34 protein-coding genes are annotated in these 25851 nt (G+C 40.7%); 30 read left to right on the top strand and 4 right to left on the bottom strand.

What is annotated here, in order from left to right:
* From rplD to GM552_RS06610, 26 genes are all read left to right on the top strand, one after another.
* Complete coding sequence (rplD, locus tag GM552_RS06735; protein ID WP_110438405.1) at window positions 1-615, top strand: 50S ribosomal protein L4; 615 nt, start codon at window positions 1-3, stop codon at window positions 613-615.
* A 35-nt stretch (window positions 616-650) separates the two neighbouring features.
* The gene (locus tag GM552_RS06730; RefSeq protein WP_196424276.1) at window positions 651-947 is read left to right on the top strand and encodes a 50S ribosomal protein L23; all 297 of its coding nucleotides are present in this window, start codon (window positions 651-653) and stop codon (window positions 945-947) included.
* Between the two features lie 17 nt (window positions 948-964).
* Window positions 965-1795: a 50S ribosomal protein L2 gene (rplB, locus tag GM552_RS06725; RefSeq protein ID WP_110438403.1), complete on the top strand. Its 831-nt coding sequence runs from the start codon at window positions 965-967 to the stop codon at window positions 1793-1795.
* Between the two features lie 15 nt (window positions 1796-1810).
* Window positions 1811-2089, top strand: a complete 279-nt coding sequence (gene rpsS, locus GM552_RS06720; protein ID WP_110438402.1) for a 30S ribosomal protein S19 — start codon at window positions 1811-1813, stop codon at window positions 2087-2089.
* A gap of 3 nt (window positions 2090-2092) precedes the next feature.
* A complete protein-coding gene (rplV, locus tag GM552_RS06715; protein ID WP_155565784.1) occupies window positions 2093-2494 on the top strand; it encodes a 50S ribosomal protein L22 in 402 nt (133 codons plus the stop codon).
* Between the two features lies 1 nt (window position 2495).
* Entirely contained in the window at window positions 2496-3173 is a 678-nt protein-coding gene (rpsC, locus tag GM552_RS06710) for a 30S ribosomal protein S3 (protein ID WP_155565783.1), read from the top strand.
* Window positions 3174-3235: 62 nt separating this feature from the next.
* A complete protein-coding gene (gene rplP, locus GM552_RS06705; protein ID WP_110438399.1) occupies window positions 3236-3652 on the top strand; it encodes a 50S ribosomal protein L16 in 417 nt (138 codons plus the stop codon).
* A 1-nt stretch (window position 3653) separates the two neighbouring features.
* Entirely contained in the window at window positions 3654-3890 is a 237-nt protein-coding gene (gene rpmC / locus GM552_RS06700; protein ID WP_110438398.1) for a 50S ribosomal protein L29, read from the top strand.
* Window positions 3891-3904: 14 nt separating this feature from the next.
* Window positions 3905-4183 carry a 30S ribosomal protein S17 gene (rpsQ, locus tag GM552_RS06695; RefSeq protein WP_110438397.1) on the top strand — a complete coding sequence of 93 codons (279 nt, stop codon included), beginning with the start codon at window positions 3905-3907 and terminating at the stop codon, window positions 4181-4183.
* A 13-nt stretch (window positions 4184-4196) separates the two neighbouring features.
* Window positions 4197-4565, top strand: coding sequence for a 50S ribosomal protein L14 (rplN, locus tag GM552_RS06690; RefSeq protein WP_110438396.1), 369 nt, complete (start codon window positions 4197-4199; stop codon window positions 4563-4565).
* A complete protein-coding gene (gene rplX, locus GM552_RS06685; RefSeq protein ID WP_155565782.1) occupies window positions 4565-4885 on the top strand; it encodes a 50S ribosomal protein L24 in 321 nt (106 codons plus the stop codon). The genes rplN and rplX overlap by 1 nt, the downstream gene beginning before the upstream one ends.
* Window positions 4886-4896: 11 nt before the next feature.
* A complete protein-coding gene (gene rplE, locus GM552_RS06680) occupies window positions 4897-5466 on the top strand; it encodes a 50S ribosomal protein L5 (RefSeq protein WP_155565781.1) in 570 nt (189 codons plus the stop codon).
* A gap of 101 nt (window positions 5467-5567) precedes the next feature.
* Window positions 5568-5873, top strand: a complete 306-nt coding sequence (gene rpsN, locus GM552_RS06675; RefSeq protein ID WP_110438393.1) for a 30S ribosomal protein S14 — start codon at window positions 5568-5570, stop codon at window positions 5871-5873.
* A gap of 11 nt (window positions 5874-5884) precedes the next feature.
* A complete protein-coding gene (gene rpsH, locus GM552_RS06670; RefSeq protein WP_110438392.1) occupies window positions 5885-6283 on the top strand; it encodes a 30S ribosomal protein S8 in 399 nt (132 codons plus the stop codon).
* A gap of 12 nt (window positions 6284-6295) precedes the next feature.
* Window positions 6296-6829 carry a 50S ribosomal protein L6 gene (rplF, locus tag GM552_RS06665; RefSeq protein ID WP_155565780.1) on the top strand — a complete coding sequence of 178 codons (534 nt, stop codon included), beginning with the start codon at window positions 6296-6298 and terminating at the stop codon, window positions 6827-6829.
* Window positions 6829-7191 carry a 50S ribosomal protein L18 gene (rplR, locus tag GM552_RS06660; RefSeq protein ID WP_155565779.1) on the top strand — a complete coding sequence of 121 codons (363 nt, stop codon included), beginning with the start codon at window positions 6829-6831 and terminating at the stop codon, window positions 7189-7191. Before rplF ends, rplR begins: the two co-directional genes overlap by 1 nt.
* A 12-nt stretch (window positions 7192-7203) precedes the next feature.
* Window positions 7204-7782 carry a 30S ribosomal protein S5 gene (gene rpsE, locus GM552_RS06655; RefSeq protein WP_110438389.1) on the top strand — a complete coding sequence of 193 codons (579 nt, stop codon included), beginning with the start codon at window positions 7204-7206 and terminating at the stop codon, window positions 7780-7782.
* The gene (rpmD, locus tag GM552_RS06650) at window positions 7775-7957 is read left to right on the top strand and encodes a 50S ribosomal protein L30 (protein WP_122123900.1); all 183 of its coding nucleotides are present in this window, start codon (window positions 7775-7777) and stop codon (window positions 7955-7957) included. Before rpsE ends, rpmD begins: the two co-directional genes overlap by 8 nt.
* On the top strand, window positions 7958-8446 hold the full coding sequence (rplO, locus tag GM552_RS06645; RefSeq protein ID WP_110438387.1) for a 50S ribosomal protein L15: 489 nt from the start codon (window positions 7958-7960) through the stop codon (window positions 8444-8446).
* Window positions 8447-8581: 135 nt separating this feature from the next.
* On the top strand, window positions 8582-9931 hold the full coding sequence (secY, locus tag GM552_RS08970) for a preprotein translocase subunit SecY (protein WP_155565778.1): 1350 nt from the start codon (window positions 8582-8584) through the stop codon (window positions 9929-9931).
* Window positions 9928-10584, top strand: a complete 657-nt coding sequence (locus GM552_RS06635; protein WP_198197429.1) for an adenylate kinase — start codon at window positions 9928-9930, stop codon at window positions 10582-10584. Before secY ends, GM552_RS06635 begins: the two co-directional genes overlap by 4 nt.
* 194 nt (window positions 10585-10778) lie before the next feature.
* A complete protein-coding gene (rpsM, locus tag GM552_RS06630) occupies window positions 10779-11156 on the top strand; it encodes a 30S ribosomal protein S13 (RefSeq protein WP_110438384.1) in 378 nt (125 codons plus the stop codon).
* Window positions 11157-11208: 52 nt separating this feature from the next.
* Window positions 11209-11601, top strand: coding sequence for a 30S ribosomal protein S11 (gene rpsK, locus GM552_RS06625; RefSeq protein WP_110438383.1), 393 nt, complete (start codon window positions 11209-11211; stop codon window positions 11599-11601).
* A gap of 122 nt (window positions 11602-11723) precedes the next feature.
* A complete protein-coding gene (locus GM552_RS06620) occupies window positions 11724-12743 on the top strand; it encodes a DNA-directed RNA polymerase subunit alpha (protein WP_110438382.1) in 1020 nt (339 codons plus the stop codon).
* 29 nt (window positions 12744-12772) lie between these two features.
* Window positions 12773-13198, top strand: a complete 426-nt coding sequence (gene rplQ, locus GM552_RS06615) for a 50S ribosomal protein L17 (RefSeq protein WP_155565775.1) — start codon at window positions 12773-12775, stop codon at window positions 13196-13198.
* A 163-nt stretch (window positions 13199-13361) separates the two neighbouring features.
* Window positions 13362-13541: a DUF1328 domain-containing protein gene (locus tag GM552_RS06610; RefSeq protein ID WP_155565774.1), complete on the top strand. Its 180-nt coding sequence runs from the start codon at window positions 13362-13364 to the stop codon at window positions 13539-13541.
* Window positions 13542-13887: 346 nt separating this feature from the next.
* Here GM552_RS06610 and GM552_RS06605 read toward each other — a convergent pair whose 3' ends face one another.
* The 4 genes from GM552_RS06605 to GM552_RS06590 form a co-directional block, all read right to left on the bottom strand.
* Window positions 13888-15435: an efflux transporter outer membrane subunit gene (locus GM552_RS06605; protein ID WP_155565773.1), complete on the bottom strand. Its 1548-nt coding sequence runs from the start codon at window positions 15433-15435 to the stop codon at window positions 13888-13890.
* Complete coding sequence (locus GM552_RS06600) at window positions 15413-18682, bottom strand: efflux RND transporter permease subunit (protein ID WP_155565772.1); 3270 nt, start codon at window positions 18680-18682, stop codon at window positions 15413-15415. The genes GM552_RS06605 and GM552_RS06600 overlap by 23 nt, the downstream gene beginning before the upstream one ends.
* Window positions 18679-21834 carry an efflux RND transporter permease subunit gene (locus GM552_RS06595; protein WP_155565771.1) on the bottom strand — a complete coding sequence of 1052 codons (3156 nt, stop codon included), beginning with the start codon at window positions 21832-21834 and terminating at the stop codon, window positions 18679-18681. The genes GM552_RS06600 and GM552_RS06595 overlap by 4 nt, the downstream gene beginning before the upstream one ends.
* Before the next feature lie 65 nt (window positions 21835-21899).
* Entirely contained in the window at window positions 21900-23087 is a 1188-nt protein-coding gene (locus GM552_RS06590) for an efflux RND transporter periplasmic adaptor subunit (protein WP_155565770.1), read from the bottom strand.
* 271 nt (window positions 23088-23358) lie between these two features.
* Here GM552_RS06590 and GM552_RS06585 point away from each other — a divergent pair, with 271 nt between their 5' ends.
* The 4 genes from GM552_RS06585 to GM552_RS06570 all read left to right on the top strand — a co-directional run bounded on the left by GM552_RS06585 (window position 23359) and on the right by GM552_RS06570 (window position 25843).
* Window positions 23359-23520 carry a hypothetical protein gene (locus tag GM552_RS06585; RefSeq protein WP_155565769.1) on the top strand — a complete coding sequence of 54 codons (162 nt, stop codon included), beginning with the start codon at window positions 23359-23361 and terminating at the stop codon, window positions 23518-23520.
* Window positions 23521-23553: 33 nt separating this feature from the next.
* Window positions 23554-23961 (top strand): hypothetical protein, encoded by a 408-nt coding sequence (locus tag GM552_RS06580; RefSeq protein WP_110438375.1) that lies wholly within the window; start codon window positions 23554-23556, stop codon window positions 23959-23961.
* A 150-nt stretch (window positions 23962-24111) separates the two neighbouring features.
* On the top strand, window positions 24112-24747 hold the full coding sequence (locus GM552_RS06575) for a ribonuclease HII (protein ID WP_155565768.1): 636 nt from the start codon (window positions 24112-24114) through the stop codon (window positions 24745-24747).
* Window positions 24740-25843 carry a site-specific DNA-methyltransferase gene (locus tag GM552_RS06570; protein WP_110438373.1) on the top strand — a complete coding sequence of 368 codons (1104 nt, stop codon included), beginning with the start codon at window positions 24740-24742 and terminating at the stop codon, window positions 25841-25843. Before GM552_RS06575 ends, GM552_RS06570 begins: the two co-directional genes overlap by 8 nt.
* The last annotated feature ends 8 nt before the right edge of the window (window positions 25844-25851 follow it).

Genomic DNA, 25851 nt, shown 5'->3' with positions numbered 1-25851 from the left:
ATGGATGTAGAAATCAAAACCTTCGATAATGGAAGTGCTGGCAATATTACGCTTCCAGATGAAATTTTCGGTATTGAACCCCGTCAAGATATTATGGCAAGAGTTGTGCATTGGCAGCTTGCTAAACGTCGTTCTGGCAATCATAAGATTAAGGGGCGTGGTGAAGTTTCTGGAACAACAAAAAAACCTTATCGGCAAAAAGGTACAGGTAATGCGCGTCAAGGTTCGTTACGTGGACCGCAGTTTCGTACCGGTGGCATTGTTCATGGTCCAGTAGTGCGTGATCATGGGTATGATTTGCCAAAGAAAGTAAGGCGTCTTGGTCTTATTTCTGCTTTATCACAGAAATTGGCAGAAGGTAAGTTGGTCGTTATTGACGAAGCCAATAATACTGCAAAAACATCTGAATTAGCTGCAAAATTAAAAGTGTTGGGCTGGAATTCAACTTTAATTATTGATGCAAATATTGATGAGAATTTTGGACGTGCAGTAAGAAATATCGCTTCAGTAGATATTCTTCCAACAATTGGTGCAAATGTTTATGACATTTTAAATCATGACATTTTGGCTATTACGCGCGCAGCAGTTGATGGGTTAAAGGAGCGCCTGGTATGACGAATATTCTTTCAATTCGCCAAAAGGCGGAAAAAATGTCTCGTGAAGCGATGTTTAACATTATTCGCGCACCCTTGATTACTGAAAAGGCAACCTTTTTGTCTGAAAAAAATCAAATTGCGTTTAAAGTTGCATCAAACGCTACTAAGCCTCAGATCAAAGTTGCGATTGAAACTTTGTTCGGTGTGAAAGTGTTGGGTGTTAATACGCTGATTTTAAAAGGTAAGACAAAAAGATTTCGAGGTCGGTTAGGGCGTCGTTCTGATGTTAAAAAAGCTTTTGTTCAACTTGCTGAAGGTCAGTCAATTGATTTGACAACCAAGTTGTCATAAGTGTGAGGTAGGAATTAATGGCACTTAAGCACTTTAAACCAGTTACTCCAAGTCTTCGTGGCACGGTTCTAATTGACCGTAAGGAGCTTTGGAAAGGTAAACCTGTCAAGACGCTTACCGAAGGTAAGAACAAGACGGGTGGACGTAATAATAATGGTCGAATTACCTCTCGTTTTATTGGGGGTGGGCATAAACAGTCATATCGTTATGTCGATTTTAAAAGACGTAAATATGATATGCCTGCAACTGTTGAACGGTTAGAATATGATCCCAATCGAACTGCTTTTATCGCGTTGATCAAATATGAAGACGGTGAGTTATCTTATATTCTGGCACCTCAAAGATTAAAAGCTGGAGATGTTGTAATCGCAGGTCAGCGTGTAGATGTTAAACCTGGAAATGCAATGCCTTTAGCAGCTATCCCTGTAGGAACCATTATTCACAATATTGAATTAAAAGAAGGAGCTGGCGGAAAACTGGTTCGTTCAGCTGGAACTTACGCTCAGTTGGTTGGTAAGGATGCTGGATATGCACAAATCAAACTGCAGTCGAATGAATTGCGTTTGGTACGTGGTGAATGTATGGCAACAGTTGGTGCCGTATCCAATCCAGATAACATGAACCAGCATTTTGGTAAGGCGGGACGTAGCCGTTGGTTAGGCCGTCGTCCACACAACCGTGGTGTTGTCATGAACCCGGTTGACCATCCTCATGGTGGTGGTGAAGGTCGTACTTCTGGTGGTCGTCATCCTGTGACACCATGGGGTAAACCAACTAAAGGTTATAAAACAAGAGTCAATAAGCGTACGGACAGCTTGATTATCCGTCGCCGTAAGACAGGCAAATAAAAGGGGCAAATAGAGATGGCAAGATCCGTCTGGAAAGGCCCGTTTGTAGACGGGTATTTACTTAAGAAAGCTGAAACCGCACGCGCTTCAGGTCGTAACGATGTAATCAAAATTTGGTCACGCCGTTCCACCATTTTGCCGCAGTTTGTTGGTTTGGTTTTTGGTGTTTACAACGGCCATAAATTTTTACCAGTGCAGGTCAGTGAAAATATGGTAGGTCATAAATTCGGTGAATTTTCTCCAACCCGTACATTCAATGGTCATGCAGCAGACAAAAAAGTAAAGCGGGGCTAGGATATGAGCAAACCAAAACATGATCGTGCACTCGCTGAAACCGAAGCTCAGGCAATTGGACGTAATATTCGTGTAAGTCCACGAAAACTAAATCTTGTTGCTGGATTGATTCGTAATCAACCTGCATCCACTGCTTTGGCAAAATTAACCTTTTCTAAAAGAAGAATTGCTAAAGAAGTTAAAACAGTTCTGGAAAGCGCGATTGCAAATGCGGAAAACAATCATCAACTTGATGTAGACCGTTTGGTTGTATCCAAGGCAGAGGTAGGTAAAGCGATGGTTATGCGTCGTTTTCATGCCAGGGGTCGTGGACGTTCAGCGCAAATTCAGAAATTCTTTAGTCATTTGAAGATTGTCGTTGCTGAGCGTGACGAAAACGATTCTTCTGAAGGAAAGGCAGCATAATATGGGTCAAAAAGTTAATCCAATTGGGTTGCGTTTGGGTATCAATCGTACTTGGGATAGTCGTTGGTATGCAGATAATGATTATACCAAATTATTATTTGAAGATTTCAAACTTCGTGACCATTTACGCAAGAAACTTGCAGGTGCGGGTGTTTCCAGGGTTGTTATTGAACGACCAGCTAAAAAGCCTCGTGTAACGATTTATGCGGCGCGCCCCGGAATCGTTATTGGTAAAAAAGGTCAGGATATTGATAGCTTACGTAAAGAATTAACATCAATGGCCGGTGCAGAGGTTGCATTGAATATTGTTGAAATACGTAAACCAGAAATTGATGCGACACTTGTTGCTGAAAATATTGCCCAGCAGCTGGAAAGACGTGTGGCGTTTCGTCGTGCTATGAAAAGAGCAGTGCAGTCAGCAATGCGTTTAGGTGCGCAAGGAATTCGTATCAATTGCAGTGGTCGTCTTGGCGGTGCTGAAATTGCACGCATCGAATGGTATCGTGAAGGACGCGTTCCCTTGCATACTTTAAGAGCAGATATTGATTATGGTGTTGCCGCAGCTCATACAACCTATGGGAAATGTGGTGTAAAGGTTTGGATTTTTAAGGGCGAAATCATGGCCCATGATCCATTGGCCCAGGATCGCCGTGCTGCTGATCAGGCACCACAAAGGTAATTGATTAATTGGAGCATAATAGTTATTAATAAGGCTATTACAACGCATGAGGATTTTAAATAATGCTATCTCCGCGGCGGACTAAATTCCGCAAAGCTCATAAAGGCCGTATTCACGGAATGGCTAAAGGTGGGACAGAGCTTAATTTTGGAACCTATGGTTTGAAAGCACTGCAGCCAGAACGTATTACAGCCCGTCAAATTGAAGCGTCTCGTCGTGCGATTACACGTGCGATGAAACGTATGGGACGTGTGTGGATTAGAGTTTTTCCAGACCTTCCTGTCTCTAGTAAACCAGCAGAAGTTCGTATGGGATCTGGAAAAGGGTCTCCTGAATATTGGGTTGCTCGTATCAAACCAGGTCGTATCCTATTTGAGATTGAAGGTGTAAGTCCCGAAATTGCAAAAGAGGCGTTAACGCTCGGTGCTGCGAAGCTGCCAATTAAAACGAAATTTGTAACCCGTATAGGAGAGGCCTAGAATGGCAAAGGCAAATAAGCCAGCTGATCTGCGCGCTAAAACGGTAGACGAATTAAAGACGTTGTTAATTGATTTGCGACGTGAACAATTTAATTTACGTTTCCAACGTGCGACTGGTCAAAATGAGGGTGTGGGTCGAATTGGGGTAATCCGTCGAGATATTGCACGGATTAAGACCATTATGACTGAAGTTAACAAAAACGCCGCAGGTGCTGCCGCATCTGCCGGCAAGTCCTGAGGAGTTAATGGGCGATGCCAAGGCGCGTTCTAACCGGTCGGGTGACAAGCGATAAAATGGACAAAACAGTTTCTGTTTTGGTTGTTCGTCGCGTTATGCACCCGCTTTATAAAAAATTCATTCGTCGTTCGAAAAAATATGCGGCGCATGACGAATTAAATGAGTGTCAAATTGGAGATATGGTTCGTATCATTGAATCTCCTCCGATTTCAAAAAGGAAAACATGGACTGTGATTTCTCGCAACGGTGCACCTCTTGGTGCGGCTGAGCAAGTATCCAGCATAGAAGCTTAAGGGAGGCTTAACTATGATCCATCCCGAGACCAACCTAACTGTGGCTGATAATTCAGGTGCAAGAGAGGTGCAGTGCATTAAGGTACTGGGCGGTTCAAAGCGGAAAACCGCTTCGGTCGGCGACGTGATCGTCGTTTCTGTCAAAGAGGCTATTCCTCGTGGCAAAGTAAAAAAAGGTGATGTCCATCAGGCTGTGATTGTCAGAACAAGCTATCCTGTTCGTCGTCCTGATGGAACCTCAATACGTTTTGATAAAAATGCTGCTGTATTGATAAATAAACAAAACGAACCAATTGGCACACGTATTTTCGGCCCGGTAGTAAGGGAATTGCGTGCACGTCAATTCATGAAAATTATCTCCTTAGCTCCGGAGGTTTTATAATGGCAGCACGTATTAAAAAAGGCGATCAAGTAATCGTTATTACAGGGCCTCAGAAAGGTGTGCAGGGTGAAGTCCTGTCAATTTCCCCTGTTGAAAATAAGGCAGTGGTTCGTGGTGTGGCGGTTGCCAAACATCATAAGAAACCAACCCGCATGGGTGATGCTGGTGGCATTGTTGAGCGTGAAAAGGCTATTCACTTGTCAAATCTTAAATTGGTAGATCCAAAATCAGGGAAACCTACTCGTGTTGGATTTAGGGTTTTGGAAGACGGTCGTAAGGTTCGTGTTGCCAAAGCCACCGGTGAAGTGATCGAAGGTTAAGAGAGGTGGATATGTCAGAAAATAGTCAAGTTCGCTCTGAAGCACGCCTTTACACGCTTTACAAAAATGAATTGCGTAAAAAGTTACGTGAACAATTCAATTACAAAAACGAGATGCAGATCCCGCGTCTTGAAAAAATTGTTTTAAACATGGGTGTTGGAGAAGCGGCAGGCGATCAAAAGAAACTGGATGCTGCCACGGAAGAAATGACCTTGATTGCCGGTCAAAAAGCCGTTAAAACACTTACTAAGAAAGCGATTGCTGGATTTAAAATTCGTGCTGGTTTACCCATTGGATGTAAAGTTACATTACGTAAAAACCGTATGTATGAATTTCTGGATCGTTTGGTTACAATCGCTTTACCGCGTGTTCGTGATTTTAGAGGGTTGCCGGCAAACAAAGGATTTGATGGTCGTGGAAATTTTGCAATGGGTTTGAAAGAACAGATTGTATTTCCTGAAATCGTTTACGATAAAGTAGACGAAGTACGTGGTATGGATATTGTGTTTGTAACAACAGCCAAGACCAATAACGAAGCCAAGGCTTTGTTAAAAGCATTTTCCCTTCCATTTATTGGATAGGAAATTGTTCTTTCGCTGCAAGGTGATACATTACCTTGCAAATTTGTTTTTTTTGGAAAACGGTCGATATAGTCGACAGGTTCCGGAGGGTAAAATTAAACATGGCAAAAACTTCAGCCATTTATCGTAATGCGAAGCGTGCACGTATGTCCGCACGTGATAAAGCAAAACGCATTGCGTTAAAAAATATTGTAATGGATAGAAGTTTACCAGTTGAAGATCGTTTTGATGCATCTTTGAAATTGGCTAAACTTCCTCGTAATGGTTCACGAGTAAGAGTGCGTTTGCGTTGTAAACTAACTGGTCGCTCTCGTGGGAATTACCGTAAATTTGAACTTTGCCGTATCGCATTGCGTGAATTGGCATCTACCGGGCAAATCCCTGGTATGGTTAAATCAAGCTGGTAAGGGATATATAGATGTCATTATCTGATCCATTGGGTGATATGCTCACCCGTATACGTAATGCACAATCAGCTCGTCATTCATTTTGTGTGGTTCCCGCTTCTAATTTGAGAGTTAATGTTTTGGAAGCATTAAAGCGTGAAGGTTATATTCGCGGATATAAGAAAGAAGAGCTTCGCAAGGGAATAAGCCAGCTTCGCATTGAATTGAAGTATTCTGAAGGTGCTCCTGTTATTAAAGAAATTCAGAGAGTATCTAAACCAGGTCGTCGCGTTTATTCTAAAATTAAAGAATTACCACGTGTTTATGGTGGCCTTGGGGTATCCATTTTGTCAACACCTCAGGGTGTTTTATCTGATATTGAAGCACGTGCCGCCAATGTTGGTGGTGAAGTGCTCTGTCGTGTATTCTAAGAGGAGGGATCAATGTCACGTGTAGGCAAAAATCCCGTGCAGATTCCGCAAGGGGTACAAGTTTCTCTGAAAGACGGTAAAATTGTTGTCAAAGGTAAAAGAGGCGAATTGTCTCTGCCTATATCTGAACATATTGAAACTGTTATTGAAGATAATCAGGTTACTGTTAAGCCAAAAGATGATGGTGTTGCCGCAAGAACAATGTGGGGCACTACCAGAGCATTAATTGCGAATATGGTCAAAGGTGTTTCCGAAGGTTATACCAAGGCCCTGGAAATCACGGGAACTGGGTTTCGTGCCGCTGTTCAAGGTTCAAATCTTGTTATGAATCTTGGTTATTCACACGATGTTGTTTATCCAATTCCATCTGATATTAAAATTACAACGCCACGTCCAACGGCAATCGTTGTTGAAGGTAATGATAAACAACGTGTTGGTCAAATCGCACTGGATATACGTAATTTTAGAAAACCTGAACCTTATAAAGGTAAAGGTGTTCGTTATGAAGATGAGATTATACGTCGCAAAGAAGGCAAGAAAAAATAATGGGTATGCAACGTGAATTACAAACGCGCCGTCGCAGACGGTTGCGTTATCAGCTTCGTCAGAAAGGAAACGGGCGTCCACGTCTTTCGGTTTTCCGTTCAAGCAAAAATATTTATGCTCAAGTTATTGACGATATGGCTGGTAAGACTTTAGTTGCTGCTTCAACTTTGGATGCAGCGGCTAAAGAACAAATTAAAACTGGAGCTGATATTGATGCTGCTCGTGTCGTAGGCAAGTTGATTGCTGAGCGTGCAAAGGCAGCAGGATTGGAACAGGTCGTATTTGATCGTGGCTCCTATATTTATCATGGGCGTGTAAAAGCGCTTGCTGAGGCTGCCCGTGAGGGCGGGCTCTCGTTCTAAAAGGAGTCGCGAATGGCACGTGAAGTGAAAGAAGGCGGTCGCGGTGGACGTGAACGTGAAAATGAAGATTTGATCGACAAATTGGTATCGATTAATCGTGTTGCTAAAGTTGTAAAAGGTGGTCGACGCTTTGCCTTTGCTGCATTGGTCGTCGTTGGTGATCAGCGTGGACGTGTAGGATATGGTGCCGGTAAAGCCAGAGAGGTGCCTGAAGCAATTCGCAAGGCAACTGAGCAGGCTAAAAAATCAATGATACGTGTTCCCATGAAAGAAGGCAGAACATTGCATCATGATGTGCAAGGTTTTTATGGCGCCGGTAAGGTCGTGTTAAGATCTGCCGATTCGGGAACTGGTATTATTGCTGGCGGTCCAATGCGTGCGGTTTTTGAAAGCCTTGGAATTAATGATGTTGTTGCGAAATCAACAGGTTCACGTAATCCACATAATATGGTAAAGGCAACTTTTGATGCATTGCGTAGATGTGCAAGTCCAAGAGTTGTTGCAGCAAGACGTGGAAAGAAGGTGTCTGAAATTCTTGGTCGCCGTGATTCTGGCCATGCGTCTCAAAATGCGGAGGCTGTAAATGGCTAGTAATACGGTAAAAGTAACTCAGATAGCATCTGCAATTGGTCGTAAGAAAGATCAAAAGCAAACATTGACTGGTCTTGGCTTGAATCGTGTTGGTGCAACCCGTGAGTTGGAAAATACACCAGCTGTCCAGGGAATGATCAATAAGATTCGTCACCTCGTTAAGGTGGAGGGATAAATGAATCTAAATGAACTTCGTGATAATGCCGGAGCGAGATACCGTAAAAAACGTCTTGGACGAGGTATTGGTTCTGGTAAAGGCAAAACATCAGGTAAAGGCGTGAAAGGTCAGTTGGCACGTTCAGGTGTGGCAATCAATGGCTTTGAAGGTGGACAGCTTCCACTTTACCGTCGTATGCCAAAAAGAGGGTTCAAGAATATTTTTCGCAAAAATTATGTGGAAATTAATCTTCGGACCCTTTCATCCGCTATTGAGCAGGGTAAATTGAATGCATCATCTTTAATCGATGAAAAAGCATTGCGTGAAGCCGGTTTATTTAAGGGAAAAAAATACTCTGGCGTCTGTTTGCTTGCTAATGGAAATCTAAATCAGGCCATCAACTTGGAAGTGTCAAGAGCATCAGCGGCAGCTGTTGAAGCGGTAAAAAAAGCTGGTGGTTCTCTAAAGCTTTTATCGTCATCTGGGGATGTTTCTGCAGATGCCTAGGAAATGAAGAGGTAATATAATTTAAGTTTGATCAATTTTTAGATCAAAACATTATGTTACATTCTAATTTTAAGGTAAAATTACAGCGTCCCGTTTCGTTACGGTGACGCTGTTTTTTTTGAAAGGATAAAAATTATGGCCTCTATGGCCGAACAACTAGCGGCGAATATTAATGTCAGTGCGTTTTCTAAAGCAACTGAATTAAAAAAGCGTATTTGGTTTACATTGGGTGCGTTAATTATTTACCGTCTAGGTACCTATATCCCGGTTCCGGGAGTGGATGCTACGGTAATGGCACAATTGCTGGCTAAACACCAGGGTGGTATTCTTGGTATGTTTGACATGTTCAGTGGTGGCGCCTTGGGTCGTATGACCATTTTTGCCCTGAACATCATGCCCTATATTAGTGCATCTATTATCATTCAGTTGATGTCCTCTGCGATGCCATCTCTTGAAGCCTTGAAAAAGGAAGGGGAGCAAGGACGTAAAAAGCTTAATCAATATACACGTTACCTGACGGTTTTCATTGCTTTATTCCAGGCTTATGGAATTGCCATTGGGTTGGAAAGTATGAAAAGTCCCGCAGGTTCTGCCGTTACCAATCCGGGATTGCTTTTCTTGTTAACCTGCGTCATCACGCTGGTTGGGGGAACGATGTTTTTGATGTGGTTGGGGGAACAAATCACGGCACGCGGGGTCGGTAATGGAATATCATTGATTATTTTTGCCGGTATTGTCGCCAATTTACCAACGGCTTTGGCAAGTTTATTTCAACTGGGTTACACTGGCGCTTTGTCTCCATTTTTTGTCGTTGCATTTCTTGTATTGGCAGCGGTTACAATCGCCTTTATCGTGTTTATGGAACAGGCGCAAAGAAGAGTTGTCATACAATATCCCAAACGGCAGGTTGGGCAACGAATGTATGGTGGTGATTCAACACATATGCCATTAAAAGTTAATACCGCTGGGGTTATACCGCCTATTTTTGCGTCTTCAGTTTTATTGATACCTGTAACAATAGCTGGATTTCTATCAAATGAATCGACACCAGGATGGTTGGCATATCTAGGACAGGAATTCGGTCAGGGTCATATTTTATATATGGTCTTTTATGCTGCCATGATTATTTTCTTCTCATATTTTTATGCAGCTGTATCCTTTAATCCCAAAGAAACGGCAGATAATTTACGAAAACAGGGTGGATTTATTCCCGGTATTCGTCCAGGTGCAAATACAGCAACCTATTTTGATAATATCCTGACACGGTTAACAACAATTGGAGCGCTATATCTTGTTGTTGTCTGTTTATTGCCACAATTTTTAATCAATCATTACAATGTTCCCTTCTATTTTGGTGGAACCAGTTTGATAATCATAGTTTCCGTGACAATAGATACGGTAACGCAGGTTCAATCCCATTTGGTTGCGCACCAATATCAGGGTCTATTACGCAAATCCAGGTTTGGAAAAGGAAAAAAACGGTGAAGCTAATATTTTTGGGCCCACCAGGGGCAGGTAAAGGGACGCAGGCTCAACGTTTGTCAGAAAAATATCATATCGCGCAAATCTCCACAGGAGATATGCTGAGGGCTGAGGTGAGATCTGGGTCAGAAATCGGGAAAAAAGCCAAGGATATTATGGATAAGGGGTTATTGTTTCCTGATGATCTGATGGTTGAAATGATTGCAAAAAGAATTAAAAAGGATGATTGTAAAAACGGTTTCATTCTTGATGGTTTCCCTCGCAATGTGGATCAAGCAAAAGCGTTGGATAAAATGTTTGTCTCTGAACATCTGAAACTTGATGCTGTATTATTATTAAAAGTGGATGAAGAAATACTTGCGGAGCGAATTTCCAACCGGTTTAGTTGTGCAAAATGTGGTGCCAGTTATAATAAACTTTCTAAAAAACCAAAAAAAGACGGAGTCTGTGATGCATGCGGTTCAACGGAATTTGTTTCAAGAGCTGATGATAATAAAGATACCGTTCTGGAACGTTTAAAAGTCTATCGCGAACAGACCGCTCCCTTATTGCCATATTATAAAGAAAAAAAATGCTTGTATCCCATTGATGGTATGAAAAATGTGGATGAGGTGACAAAAGATATTGATTTAATTTTAAAAAAAAATAAAATGTAAATTTATATTTTTGTGAAAAAATTATCATACTATATTGACTCTGTTAGTATGAAAGTTATATTGATGCTTTTAAAAGTATTTCAAACACGTTAGTTATTAATGAAACAGTTATTGATCTCGTAACTGTTGCTTTTTTAGTGGCTAGCTGTTAAGAATAGACCTAAATTATTAAGGCTAATTAAGGAGTATTGGGCGTGGCGCGTATTGCCGGCGTAAACATCCCGACGAATAAGCGGGTAACCATTGGTCTGCGTTATATATACGGCATTGGGCCGACAAAAGCGCAGGAAATTTGTAATAAATTGTCAATTCCTGACGAACGTAGGGTGAACGAACTTTCAGATGATGAGGTTCTGAAAATCCGTGAGTTAATTGATAGCGAGTATCAGGTTGAGGGTGATCTTCGTCGTGAAATTTCGATGAATATCAAGCGTTTGATGGACTTGGGATGTTACCGTGGATTGCGTCATCGTCGTGGTTTGCCTGTAAGAGGCCAGAGAACTCATACAAATGCTCGTACACGTAAGGGTAAGGCGGTTGCTATTGCTGGTAAGAAAAAAGTAACACGTTAACCCTTGGTTTGTTTTAATTTTTTATAACTAAACGGACAGGATAATAAAAGCCATGGCGAAACCCGCCACACCGCGTCTCAGAAAAAAAGAACGCAAAAACATTACTTCTGGCGTAGCGCATGTTTTGTCTACGTTTAATAATACGATGATCACTATCTCTGATGTTCAAGGAAATGCAATTTCATGGTCTTCAGCGGGTGCTCAGGGATTTAAAGGTTCACGCAAATCTACACCTTATGCAGCACAGGTTGCAGCTGAGGATGCGGGACGTAAAGCTCGTGAACATGGTATGGAAACTCTTGAAATTGAAGTGTCTGGACCGGGATCTGGACGTGAAAGCGCATTGCGTGCTTTGCAGGCGGTAGGTTTTACGGTTACTTCAATCCGGGATACCACGCCAGTGCCACATAACGGATGTCGTCCACGTAAACGTCGTCGCGTTTAATCTTTCGTATATTATTTTCAATCAATAATGAATGGAAATAATATTCAAGTAACAAAAGCTGACTTCGAGGTTAAGATTTTGTTACTTTTTTTGGTAATAATTTGAATTGAAAGGCCACCACCTTGGTCCTCCAGAAAAACTGGCAATCTCTTATTAAGCCGGAGAAGCTGGAAGTCGAACCGGGCTCGGCGTCACAAAATGTGGCGACCGTGGTGGCGGAGCCGCTTGAACGTGGCTTCGGCATGACGCTCGGTAATGCGCTTCGGCGAGTACTTTTATCTTCTCTTCAAGGGGCTGCTGTTACAGCTGTTCGTATTGATGGCGTTCTTCATGAATTCTCATCAGTCAATGGTGTGCGGGAAGATGTCACGGATATTGTCCTGAATGTTAAGCAACTGGCCATACGTATGCACAGTGATGGTCCAAAACGGATGATTTTGTCCGCGGTAGGTCCGGGGCAAGTTACAGCTGGACAGATTCAGACAGATCATGATATTGAAATCATGAATCCTGATCTTGTGATTTGCACACTTGATGATGGAATAAAGTTGGGTATGGAATTTACCGTTGAAATGGGTAAAGGTTATGTACCTGCCTCTACTAACCGTCAGGAGGATGCTCCGATTGGGATGATTCCAATTGACGCGATATATTCACCTGTTCGTCGTGTTTCCTATAAAGTTGAGCCAACCCGTGTTGGTCAGGTAACAGATTATGACAAGCTGTTATTGACTTTGGAAACAGATGGTTCTGTAACGCCTGAAAATGCCGTAGCTTTGGCTGCGCGTATTCTGCAAGATCAGTTCCAGCTTTTTATCAATTTCGATGAGCCTAAACCAGTCGTGACGGAAGAGCCTAAGGAAGAGCTTCCATTCAATCGTAATTTATTGCGCAAAGTTGATGAGCTTGAATTGTCAGTTCGTAGCGCCAACTGTCTCAAGAATGATAACATTGTGTATATTGGCGACCTGGTGCAGCGGACAGAGCAAGAAATGTTACGCACTCCTAATTTTGGTCGCAAGTCATTGAATGAAATCAAGGAAGTTCTTTCTTCAATGGGATTGTCATTGGGAATGAATGTGCCTGCTTGGCCACCAGAAAATATTGAAGAGTTAGCTAAACGGCTGGATGAGCTGTTTTAAGCATAGTATGATAGAAGAGGATTGAAATTATGCGTCACGGTATATCCGGCCGTAAATTGGGTGTGACTTCATCGCATCGCCTTGCAATGTTCAGAAATATGGCCGTTGCATTAATTAAGCATGAACAGATTACAACGACTTTGCCAAAAGCTAAGGAATTACGTCCTGTTGTCGAGAAACTTGTGACATTGGGAAAACGTGGTGATTTGCATGCACGTAGACAGGCTTATGCCATGTTGCGTGACGAGACTATTGTTGCCAAGTTATTTTCTGTTATCGCTGATCGTTACAAAGCGCGTCAAGGTGGATATTTGCGTGTGTTGAAAGCGGGTGTCCGTTATGGTGATGCTGCTGATATGGCAGTTATCGAATTTATTGAACGTGATGTAAATGCAAAAGGGCTTGACAGTGGACCAAAGCCCACTGATGAAGATTCAGACGAGTTAGCTGCATAATATTAAAATACCCTTTTGATTTTTAAAAAGAGATAGAAACCTATCTCTTTTTTTGTTTGTAATGAATAAAATTGGGATTATAATTAAGTTGTAAAAAAAATATATGTTAACGTGTTAGGCTTTTGGAAGAATCTTGGGATAGATTGAAAAGGAGAGCCGGGATATGCTTAAAATTGCATTTATTTGTCTTTTAATTGCTTTATTGGCTTGGCTTCTTGGTTTTACAAGTATGGCAATTATAGCAGCAGGAATTGCTAAGATTATATTTTTTATTGCACTGTTATTCGCTTTTTTATTTTTTATCCTTGCGTTTTTGGTTGGAAGAAAATTACTTAATAATTAATTTCTTGAAATGTTGGGTTATAAATTATTTTTAGTAACATGTTAAAATAATTTATTTGTTTGTCATTTTTTAGGTACATGAAACAAAGACGGGGAATGAGTTCGCAGTATTAAGCTTAAAATATCATCGATTTAAAAATCTCTTAAATATTGGCTTTTTTTTAGAAACCAATTTTATTATGTAAATTTTTTTATGATAGTTTAATATAATTTACATGTTTGATTTTAAATTAAATATTTTAGGATTTTGGATATTGTTTAAAATTAAAAAAAATCTTGTTTCTGAAAAAAAGAAATCACTAACAAATTATTATTTATTAAAATGATTTCATTTTTGTATAATAGAACTAGTTTTTATTTTGCTGTAATACAGGAGGTATAAAAGGTATATTGGAGGTTAAAGAAGATTTGCTTGGCAATCGATCATCTTTCCAGCCACCTCCAAGGTTTTCGATCAACAAAACGCTGTCCACCATTTGTTGTTGCCGTATTCCAAGAGCTGTTTGCTTATTATTTAATAAAGCGACTTGTTGAGTTACAACAGTGGTATAATCGTGAGTGCCGCTCATATATTGCGCCAGGGATACTTTAAGGGCTTTGTCAGCGTATTCAATCGCTGCTTGTTGCTGGATTTTTTGATTGGCTAGGATATTAAGGTTAGATAGTTGATCCTCAACGGATTGCAAGGCTGCAAGAATGGTTTGCCTATATTGAGCCACAGAAGCATCATATTGTGCCTCTGCCTGTTTGACCATTGAACTTCTTACCCCGCCATCAAACAAGTTTTCTGAAGCGGATGCCCCCAAAGACCAGATGCGGTTGGCAACTTGAACAAGGCTGCCCACCGGATTGCCACTATAGGATAAATTGGCTGATAAGGTTACATCGGGGAAAAACGCTGCAATAGCAGCTCCTATCTGGGCATTTTTTTCTTGCATATGGCGTTCGGCTGAAGCTATATCAGGCCTTCTTTGTAATAAAATGGATGGAACACCTACTGGAATTTGAGGTATGTTGTCATTTAAAATACCGTGAGGAATTGATAAATTTGCCGGGGGCTTTCCAATTAGAGTGGCAATAGCATGTTCGTATTGGGCTCGAGAAATACCTGCAGCAGTCAATTGTGCCCTGGTTTGCTCAAGCTGTGTCTGTGCCTGTAATAACGCCGTGGGTTCAATAACACCGGCATTATGTTGATCCTGGGTTACTTTTAAGGATTGCTTATAGGCTTTAACGGTTTTTTGCAATAAATCGATTAATGAATCTTGATATCGCAAGTTAAAATAGGTCTGGGCCAACTGGCTTTGATAAGATAGTCTTGCATTGGCAAGATCTGCGGCACTGGCTTGTGCAGCAGCAACCTGACTTTCCGTGTTACGTCGTATTTTTCCCCACAGATCGAGATCCCAGCTCGCAGAGGTTTGTAATGCATAAGTATTTCTGGTCATCCCGGTCGAATAATTAATATTTCCGCCCCCATTACCAATACTTCTTGCACCACCGCCGTTACCTTGACGATCAAAATTCGTGCCAAGATTTAATGTTGGGTATAGAGCTGCCTTAGTTTGGTCAATCAAGGCACGCGCATAACGATAATTTGCTTCTGCCTGTTTTAAATTCTGGTTGGAAATATCAACCTGTTCTTCCAGCTGATTAAGAACAGGATCATTATAGATAGTCCACCATTCACCTTTAGGAAAGGCGGCGGCACTGGGATTGGCTGTCTGCCATCCGTTAACTGGTTTCAATTCCTTGAACCGTTGTGAAATGACTGGAGCGGGGCGATGATAATTTGGTCCAACCATACAGCCGCTTAGCAAAAAAAAGAAAGTGGTCCCCACATATCGTAAGGAGAGCAGGTTGATGCCCCTATTATGCACGTTGCTGTCCCCCATGAAAAAATAGTCTCTTTAACAGACGGTTATGTCGTAATCGATCCATATAGATATAAATTACCGGGGTTGTATACAAGGTCAGAGCCTGACTGACCACTAAACCCCCTACAATCGCGATTCCAAGTGGACGTCTGATCTCGCAACCATATCCATTGGAAAGAATAAGGGGAACTGCACCAAATGCAGCTGCAACGGTAGTCATGAGAATGGGACGAAAGCGTAATTTACATGCTAGTAAAATTGCTGATTTTGTATCCATGTTTTCTGACTCTTCTGCCTTGATAGCGAAATCAACCAAAAGAATGGCATTTTTTTTGACAATCCCAATAAGTAGGATAATGCCAATCATGGTTATAATAGTAAATTCTTCCCCGAACAGATCAAGCGCCAGTAATGCGCCAACACCTGCCGAGGGAAGGGTGGATAGAATTGTTAAAGGATGGATGTAGCTTTCATATAATATACCCAGTGTAATGTAAACGGCGGCAATTGCGGCAAATATGATAATGATATTATTTTTGATGCTGCTCTGGAACTGGGCTGCATTGCCAGAAAAACTTCCTGCTATATTTTTTGGTAAATGAATTTTGACGGTTTCCGTTTTGATGAGCTGAATGGCATCGCTCAGTGATTTTCCTTTTGCCAAGTTAAATGATAAAGTCGCGGCAACGAACATACCCTGATGATTGACTGATAATGAGGTCAATGCTTTGTTCTGGTTAGTGACAAAAGATAATGGGATCATGGTTTCATGATTGGTGGAGACAGCTGAACCATTGGATGCACCATTACCCCCGGCAAGTCTATTCGCGATCTGGTTTCTAAAGTTTTCCTGCTCGATTTTATCCTCTTGACTTAAAAATGCATTCGATTTGACACGGATTGTATTTGATACGGTTCCGCCACCGGGTGATCCTCCTGCAACACTGACCCATACCTGATTCAAGGCACCGGTATGAGGGGCGTAACGCGGATCCGTTTCCATAATGACCCGATATTGGTTTAATGGATTATAAATAATTGAAGCGGCACGCTGTCCAAAAGAATCAAACAACGTATTTGAAATAAGTTGTGGTGTTAAGTTAACTCGTGCGGCTGTATCCCGAAGAATATCAATATTGATTGCCTCACCTCCCTGTTGGACATCGGAAGAGACATCTGTGATGATACCGGGATGCTTTTTTAGTGCTTCAACAAGTTTGGGCATCCATTTATATAATTCGCTAGAGGAATCTGATTGTAAAGTATATTGATAGTTTGCGTTACTTGAACGCCCGCCTACATGTAATATATTGGGAGGGAAAATATAGAATTTCGCGCCAACCATATTTTGTAATTTTTTAGAAAGTCGCGCTTGAGTTTCAAAAATATTATTTTTTCGTAACTTTTTATCTTTTAAGGAAATAAAGATATTTCCCTGATTGACCGCTTTGCCTCCGGTAAAGGAGGAAATGGATGCAATATCCGGATCATTTATAAGTATTTTCTGAACAAACTGGATTTTTTCTTTCATGTTTTGAAAGGAAATGGATTGATCGCCCTGAAGATGGCATAACAAAACCCCGATATCCTCATTAGGCATGAAACCTTTAGGCATGGTTATAAAAAGAAAAATCATCAGGATAATCGTTGCAGGAATTGATAGGACAACAAGAAGGGGATATTTAAGGATGTGCGAAAGAGTGCTTTGATAGAGTTGATCACAATAATCAAATAATTTTATAAAATAATGATTAATTTTATATCCCCGTTTATTATTGTTTCCTTGGTGTCGCATAAGAATAAAGGCACACATCATGGGAGTTAGGGTCAGGGAAAGGATCATCGAAATAATCAGGGTTATGGAAAGGGTCATGGCAAATTCATGAAACAATTTTCCTATCAAACCACCCATCAGCAATATCGGCAGGAACACGGCAATCAAAGATATAGTGATCGAGATTACCGTAAACGAGACTTCCTTTGCGCCATATAAAGCGGCAGCTTTGGGAGATATACCATTCTCCAAATGCCGGTTTATATTTTCCAGCACAACAATGGCATCATCCACGACAAAGCCGGTTGCGATGGTTAGCGCCATTAAGGAAAACGTATCAAGTGAATAACCCAATAATTTAAGAATGGCAAATGTGGAGATAATGGAGGCTGGCAAAACAACGGCAGGAATAAAAATGGCTCGAATGTTTCTTAGAAAAACCAGAATAACCGTTATGACTAGAACAATAGATATGACCAATGTCATTTGGGTATCAAACAGGGTGGCCCTGATTGTGGTTGAACGATCAATGGCAATGTGCAGATTCACATCGGTAGGTAAGGCTGCCTTTATCAATGATAACTTTTTATGAATCAAACTGGTTGTCTTGATGACATTACTACCGGCTTGAGGGAAAATAACCAGAATGATGGAGCGTTTATCGTTATAATATCCCGCATGATGTAAGTCTTCAACGTCGTCTTTTACTGTTGAAATATTCTCTAACATGACAGGTGCATGATTTCTGTATGCAATTACGAGGTTTCGATAGGCTTCAGCCTTTGTTGCCTGGTCATTGGTTGCTAATTGATAGCGTTTGTCACCTTCCTCAATAAAACCTTTGGGTGTATGAGCGTTGGTTGATGCCAGTGCCGCCCTGACATCTTCAAATCCAATACCGTATTTGTAAAGGGCATGCGGGTTTAGTTCAATTCTGACTGCCGGTAGTGAACTTCCCCCCAGTTCAACTTGCCCGACCCCTTTGATACTTGAGAGCTGGTGTTGCAAAACAGTTGTCGCATAATCATAAAGCTGTGGCAAGGTTTTGGTCTTGGATGTCATGGCCAAGATCATGATGGGAGAGGTGGAGGGATTCATCTTGAAATAGGATGGATTGGAACGCATCGAAGAGGGAAGGTCGGCACGTGCCGCTTGTAAGGCGGCTTCTACATCCCTTGCCGCATTATTGATATCTTTGGAAAGATCGAATTGTAAAATGATCCTGACCTGGTTTTGGGTTGATTGTGAGGTCATTTCATTGGTGCCAGGTATCTGTCCCAGCCTTCTCTCCAATGGTGCAGCAATTGAGCTGGCAATTTCCTCTGGTGTGCCGCCCGCTTGTTGGGCACGTATCATGATTACAGGAAAATCCACGTTGGGGAGATCAGAAACTGGTAATAGTTCGTAACCCAGTATACCTGTTAGAAATAATGTAACTGTGAGTAAAATTGTTGCAACAGGCCGTTGTATAAAGGGTTTTGCTATATTCATGATTCAGGTTTTTCATCAATTGGTTGGTGATTGGATAATGATGAAAAAAAATGATGTCCCCAGTTTTTAAGTCTTTCCATATATAGATAAATAATGGGAGTTGTAAAAAGAGTGAGCAATTGGCTGGCAAGAAGCCCCCAAAAAATGCTGATACCCAAAGGATGCCTTAGTTCAGATCCGGTTCCTGTTCCCAGCATCATGGGAATAGCCGCCAACATGGCCGCCAGGGTTGTCATCAGAATGGGCCTGAACCGTAGAAGTGCTGCCTGATGAATTGCCTCCAGTGAGGATTTCTTGTCTTTCCTTTCAGCCTCCAGCGCAAAATCAATCATCATAATGGCATTTTTTTTGACAATTCCAATTAATAGAATGATGCCAATAATTCCCATAATATCTAAATTGCATCCATCAATCCATAGTGCAAATAGTGCACCAATCGTGGCCGAGGGAAGGGTTGACAAAATAGTTATGGGATGAATGAAGCTTTCATAAAGAATGCCAAGGATAATATAAACAGCAATAATGGCCGCTATAACAAGAAACAATTCATTTTTAAGGCTCTTTTCAAATGCAGCCGCTATTCCTTGAAAACTGACCTGGAAGCTTGAGGGAAGATTCAGTTCCTTGTGGATGGAATTGATGATTTGTGTTGCCTCCCCCAGGGAATGACCCTTGTTGATGTTAAAGGAAATCGATATGGCTGGAAACTGACCGAAGTGGGTGACTAGAAGGGGTGCGGTGTCATGAGTGATTCTTGTCACCTGGGATAAAGGAACCAGACCAGAGGTTGGATTTCTTGTTGGACCAGAAGTTGAAGCGGAATTGTTGCCATTTATTCCGGGAAGATAAAGCTGGTTCAAAGAGGTCAAATGTTTTTGAAATTTTGGATCGGCTTCCAGAATGATCCTGTATTGGTTTGATTCTGTAAAAATAGTGGAAATTTGGCGTTGGCCAAAAGAGTCATATAAAACATTATCAATTGTTTGAGGTGTGATGGAATAACGAGCACCTGTGGCACGGTCAAGGGTGATATTGGCAACCAATCCCTGTGATTGCAGGTTTGAGGAGACATCGGAAAGGGTAGGTTCTTTTTGCAGACGATTAACAATTTTAGGTACCCAGAGTTCAAGTTGCCTGTAATCCGGATTTTCGATCAAAAGTTGGTATTGGGTGGCTGAAAAAGTTGTTTCTAGCGAGAGATCTTGTATGGGTCGAAGATAAAGTTGTGTTCCAACAACCTGTCTTGATGCCCGGGTTATTCTTTTGATTGTTTTTTCAATAGATGTTTTACGTTCCTTTCGGTTTTTCAAATTGATCAAGAAACGTCCCTGATTAAGGGTCATATTCTGTCCGTCAATGCCGATAAATGATGAAAGGTTATCCACGTCTGGATCGTTTAAAATTGTGTTTGCCAGAGCTTTTTGCTTGTTTGCGACCGCTTTCAGCGAGGCATTTTGAGGCATGATGGATATGCCTTGTGCCATACCGTTATCTTGAACGGGAAAGAAACCCTTGGGGATGTAGTAAGCCATTATGAGGGTTATGACAAAGGTGCAACAGGTGATAAATAAGGTTAGAGGCTGGTGTTTGAAGACAAATTGTAGTCCGGTATTGTAAAATTCTATTATTCTGTCTATCACACGATCAAAAAAATAGTTGTTCTGTTTTTTTTCGGTTTCGGTCAGAATATGCGCACACAACATTGGAACCAGGGTTAGGGAAACAATGGCGGATATGATGATTGTAATAGACAGGGTAACTGCAAATTCGTAAAATAAACGACCGATAATATCCCCCATGAATAATAGAGGGATAAGGACAGCGATTAAAGAAATCGTAAGCGATATGATTGTAAACCCTATTTCTTCTGACCCTTTTAAAGCGGCTTGAATCCGGTTTTCGCCCATTTCGATATATCGTGTAATGTTCTCTATCATAACAATTGCATCATCCACAACGAAACCGGTCGCTATTGTCAATGCCATCAAGGATAAATTATCTAGTGAGAAATTAAAAAGATACATTACCGCCAAGGTTCCGATCAAGGATAGGGGAACGGAAAGACTGGGAATGATTGTTGCAGAAATATTTCTTAAAAAGATAAAGATGACCAAAATAACCAAGATAATTGACAGAATGAGCTCAAATTTTACATCATGAATTGAAGCGCGAATGGATGTCGTGCGATCGGTCAATGGCGTTAATGTTATACCAGAAGGCAATGATTTTTTTAATTGTGGTAATATTTCATTGATATTGTTAACAACCGAGATAATATTGGCCTTGGGTTGCCGTTGTACATTTAAAATCAAGGCTGGTGTTTTATTTGCCCATGCCATCAATTGACTATTTTCTGGACCGTTTATGACAGTGGCCACATCACGTAATCGAACAGGTCCATTATTGTTATAGGCGATAATTTGGCTAAGTAACTGTTCCGGATTTTTTATTTGTCCATTGGTCTGGATGGTGACGGCGCGTTTTGGGCCATCCAAATTTCCGGTGGGGGAATTGACATTAACGTTACCGATTGTTGTTCTGATACTGTCCAGATCAATTCCATATGAAGTTATTTTAGGAATATTGATTTGTACACGGATTGCCTTACGTTGTCCTCCTGATAGGGTAACCAGTCCTACCCCATTAATCTGGCTTATTTTTGTGGCCAACCTGTTATTAACGTAATCCTCAACCTCGGTCAGGGGTAGAGATTTTGAAGTAATGCCAAGCGTAAGGATAGGTGTATCAGCAGGATTTACTTTTGCATAAACAGGAGGTGCAGGCAAATCAGTGGGCAAAAGGGAGTTGGCCTGATTGATAGCTTCTTGCACTTCCTGGGCCGCGACATCCATGGAGACTGAAAGATTGAATTGTAACGTGATGACTGAAGCCCCTCCAGAGGATTGGGAAATCATTTGATTTAATCCAGGGATGGATCCCAATTCACTTTCCAATGGTGCTGTGACCGAGGTCATCATGACATCCGGACTTGCGCCCGGATAAAATGTTGAAACGGTTATTGTTGGATAGTCAACATCAGGTAACGCGGACAGGGGTAAGAAACGATAGCCTAATATTCCGCAGATCATGATGGCAATCATAAGCATGGTTGTTGCCACGGGGCGCAAAATAAAAAGGCGTGATGGATTCATAAAGATCTCGATTTATTTATAAACTTGACAAAATTAGGAAACTGTTATGATTTTCAAGTTAATTATTATTCAGAAGATTGCGTATTTTCGGGAATGATGACTTTTGAACCTTCATGTAAAGTATCAATTCCGTCAGTAACTATTTTTTCATTCTCAACTAAACCAGCGGTTATAACCGTATGTTCACCATCATTATATCCTGTTTTGATTGTCTGTATTTTAACCGTTGAATCTTTTTGAATAACATACACAAAGGAACCATTTGGTCCTGTTTGAATGGCATTATTTGGTAAAATCAAAGCATCTTTAATAACCTTGACTAGTAAATGGGCATTTACAAATTGGTTTGGAAAAAGCTCCCAGTTTTTATTTTCAAAAATGGCTCTCAACCGAACGGTTCCTGTTGATGTGTCAATCTGACTGTCTATCACGCTTGTTTTTCCTGTGGCAAGTTTGGTCGTATTATCGGTGTTCCAAGCCTCAACGGTTAGTTCTTTTTTATTTTTCAAAGCTTCCAAGACAATGCCCAATTGATTTTCAGGTAAGGTAAAAATAACCGACATGGGGGTCATCTGGGTTAAAGTGGCCAATCCTCCGCTTTGGCCTTCGGTAATATAATTTCCCGCATCAACCTGTCTGATCCCGATGCGACCGTCAACAGGTGCACGGATGTGACAGTAGATAAGATTTAATTCTTGCTGTTTGATTAGGGCCTGATCTGTTTTGACCTGTCCTTCAAGCTGGGCAACCTTATATTGCTGATCTTGAGCCGTCATGGGGGCGATACTATTTTGTTTTAGAAGGGTTTGATAGCGCTTATTGTCCAATTTTGCCTGTTGCAGTAAGGCCGTGTCGGCTTTTAAATTGCCTTCATATTGTGCCTTCAAAGCTTCTGAGGGACGTGGGTCAATAAGGGCAAGTAAATCATTTTTCTTAACCAATTGCCCTTCCGTGAAAAATACTTGTTGTAAATAGCCGGAAATTCGTGTTTGTACGGTAACATTGGAAATGGGAACGACTGTTCCAAGTTCAGTTAGAATAACAGGTAGATGGCTTTTCTTTACAATTGTTGCTGCAACGGGTTGTTCAACAACATAATGGGAATGCTCGGAAGTTGATGAAAATACACCATAAAAACGATATGCCACCCCAATAATGACAGCTATTAGACCGATATATAAAAATATTTTTAACCATGGATGCAAACGTGAGTGAGATTTATCAGAATTTGTTGTATTTTGGGGTAAAGTCATATGCAAGAAACTTATTTTTAATGGCAATATCTAAATTTATATAATTAAAAATCAAAATAACAAAACTAATTGTGACAAAATAAATCATTGCAGAATTTAATCAATATTAAAGTTGATCACTTCATTTTTTAATATTCCTTAACCCTGGAGATTTTATATCTCTAAAAAGCGGTATTGTAATCTAAGTGATTGATAATTTTATAGACTTTTTGGTTTGGAGTTGTCATAATTACCAATAGTCTATGAATTGTTGTTATAAAAGGTGCATAATATGAGTAATGTAAAAGATTTTATTAAAAATACTGCTGAAAAAATTGAAAATACATTAACGGATGGAAAGGCAAAATTAAAGGACGCGGTTGACCATGCCAAGCAAAATTATGAATCGGTGAAAAACGAAGCAAAAGATACACTTAAAAACATAAAAAAATGATAAGATTGCAATCCTTTTTTAAAGGAGGGAACAATGTCAAAGAATATGGAAGATACTTTAAGGGAAGTTGGTGCAAAAATTGGCAGCTCGATTGATGATGCCAAAGATAAAGCACAGGATGCCTTTTCTCGTGCCCAGGATAAAAAACAGGATACTATTGATCAATTAAAAGACAAGGTTCAAAACGTCGCGGACCAGGCCAGAGAAAAAGGTCAGGATTTAAGAAATAAAGCATCTGATCAAAAAGGAAAACGTTTTGAGGATTTTGCGGGTGTTGCCGATAATGAATTTTCGCGTCTATATGGTTCTGAGGGGAAAATGGAATGCTTGATGAATTTCATTCGAAACCGTCCTGTTGCAGCATTGGTTATAGCTTTGATTGCCGGAACATTTTTATCAAGGATGTTTAAATGTTGTTGTAAACATCGTAAATGTAAATAAGCTAATAATTAAATTTAAAATTTAGGCTTAAAAAAGCTGTTAATCAGAAGTTATTAACAGCTTTTTTTATTTTTTTCATTTTAGGGCTATTCATTTGCGACTCGTTGAGTATAGTAGGTTATTGGTTTAGAAACGAATTATTTGAGTAGAATGCATCATAAAGTATCAATTGCAGGCGTGGATGAAGTGGGAATGGGTTGTCTTGCTGGTCCTGTTGTTGCTGCCGCTGTAATGTTTCAGGAAAATATTCCTGAGGATATTTCAGAATTGCTTGATGATTCAAAGAAAATCAGACCTGCATTGAGACAAGAAATTTATGCGGTTTTAAATCAAATGCCGCATGTCAAGATTGGTGTGGCCGCGGCATCAGTTGATGAAATTTTCCATTTAAATATCAGGAAATCTGCCAGCTTGGCAATGCAAAGGGCTGTATCAAAACTAAATATTCTTCCTGATCTTGTATTGGTTGATGGAACGATCGATCCTGATTTTGGATGTGCCACGCAAACCATTATCAAGGGGGATGGATTTTCATATTCAATTGCTGCGGCATCAATTATCGCAAAGGTTTTGCGCGATAAGCTGATGGTTGGTCTGGCACGGAAATGGGATCGGTATGGATGGGAGCATAATGTGGGGTACCCAACGGTTATGCATCGTGAGGCCTTGAGGAAATATGGTTGTTCTCCACATCATCGCCAAGGATATATCACCGTAAGACAATTTTCGTTTTCAATGGATGTAGAGCAAAAAGAGCAAGTAAAAGGTCAAGGATTTTATGAGTGAAGCAGTAAAATTAAATATACCTTTGGATCAGATTTTGAATGGTGAATGTATTCAGGTCATGAAAACCATACCTTCTGCGTCAATTGACTGTATTTTTGCCGATCCCCCATATAATTTGCAATTACAGGGAGAATTGCGTCGTCCAGATGATACAATTGTGGATGGGGTTAATGAAGATTGGGATAAATTTAAGAGTTTCCAACTATATGATCAATTTTGTCGAAGCTGGTTGAAGGAATGTCATCGTTTATTGAGAAAAAATGGAACAATTTGGGTTATTGGTTCCTATCATAATATTTTCAGAATTGGAGCAATTTTACAGGATCTTGGTTTCTGGATCTTGAATGATATTGTTTGGCGGAAATCCAATCCCATGCCAAATTTTAAGGGAAGACGATTTACCAATGCGCATGAGACATTAATATGGGCAGCCAAAGATGCTGATAGTAAATATTGTTTCAATTATCAGGCCATGAAAACCCTAAATGATGATATTCAGATGCGTTCTGATTGGTTTCTGCCTTTATGTACTGGACATGAAAGACTTCGAAATGAACATGGACTAAAATTACATCCGACCCAAAAACCAGAAAGCTTGCTATATCGCGTTATCTTGTCCTCTACAAATATTGAAGATGTTGTATTGGATCCTTTTGCTGGAACTGGAACAACCCTTGCCGTGGCAAAAAAACTTCAGCGACGTTATATCGGGATTGAGCGTCATCCAGACTATATGAAAGCCGCCCTTCGACGTGTGAACAATGAAAAGCCGTTATCGATTGAAGATATTAAAGTCACCCCTTCCAAACGAGAGATTCCTCGTGTTCCTTTTGGAAACCTGATTGAACAGGGATTTATTCAGCCAGGAACAATCTTGATGGATCGAAATAAACGCGTTTTTGCTACAGTAACATCCGATAGCACTGTTATCAGTGGAAACAAAAGAGGTTCCATTCATAAAATTGGGGCCCTTGTAACAAATTCACCTTCTTGTAATGGATGGACCTTTTGGCATTTCGAAAGAAATGGAGGATTATATGCTCTTGATATATTGCGTAATGAATATAATGCAATGACTAAATTGGCCAAATCTTAAATTCAAAT

This window comes from Commensalibacter sp. ESL0382 (assembly GCF_009725775.1).
In the GTDB taxonomy this organism is placed as follows: domain Bacteria; phylum Pseudomonadota; class Alphaproteobacteria; order Acetobacterales; family Acetobacteraceae; genus Commensalibacter; species Commensalibacter melissae.
This window is presented reverse-complemented; position numbering and strand designations above follow the sequence as displayed.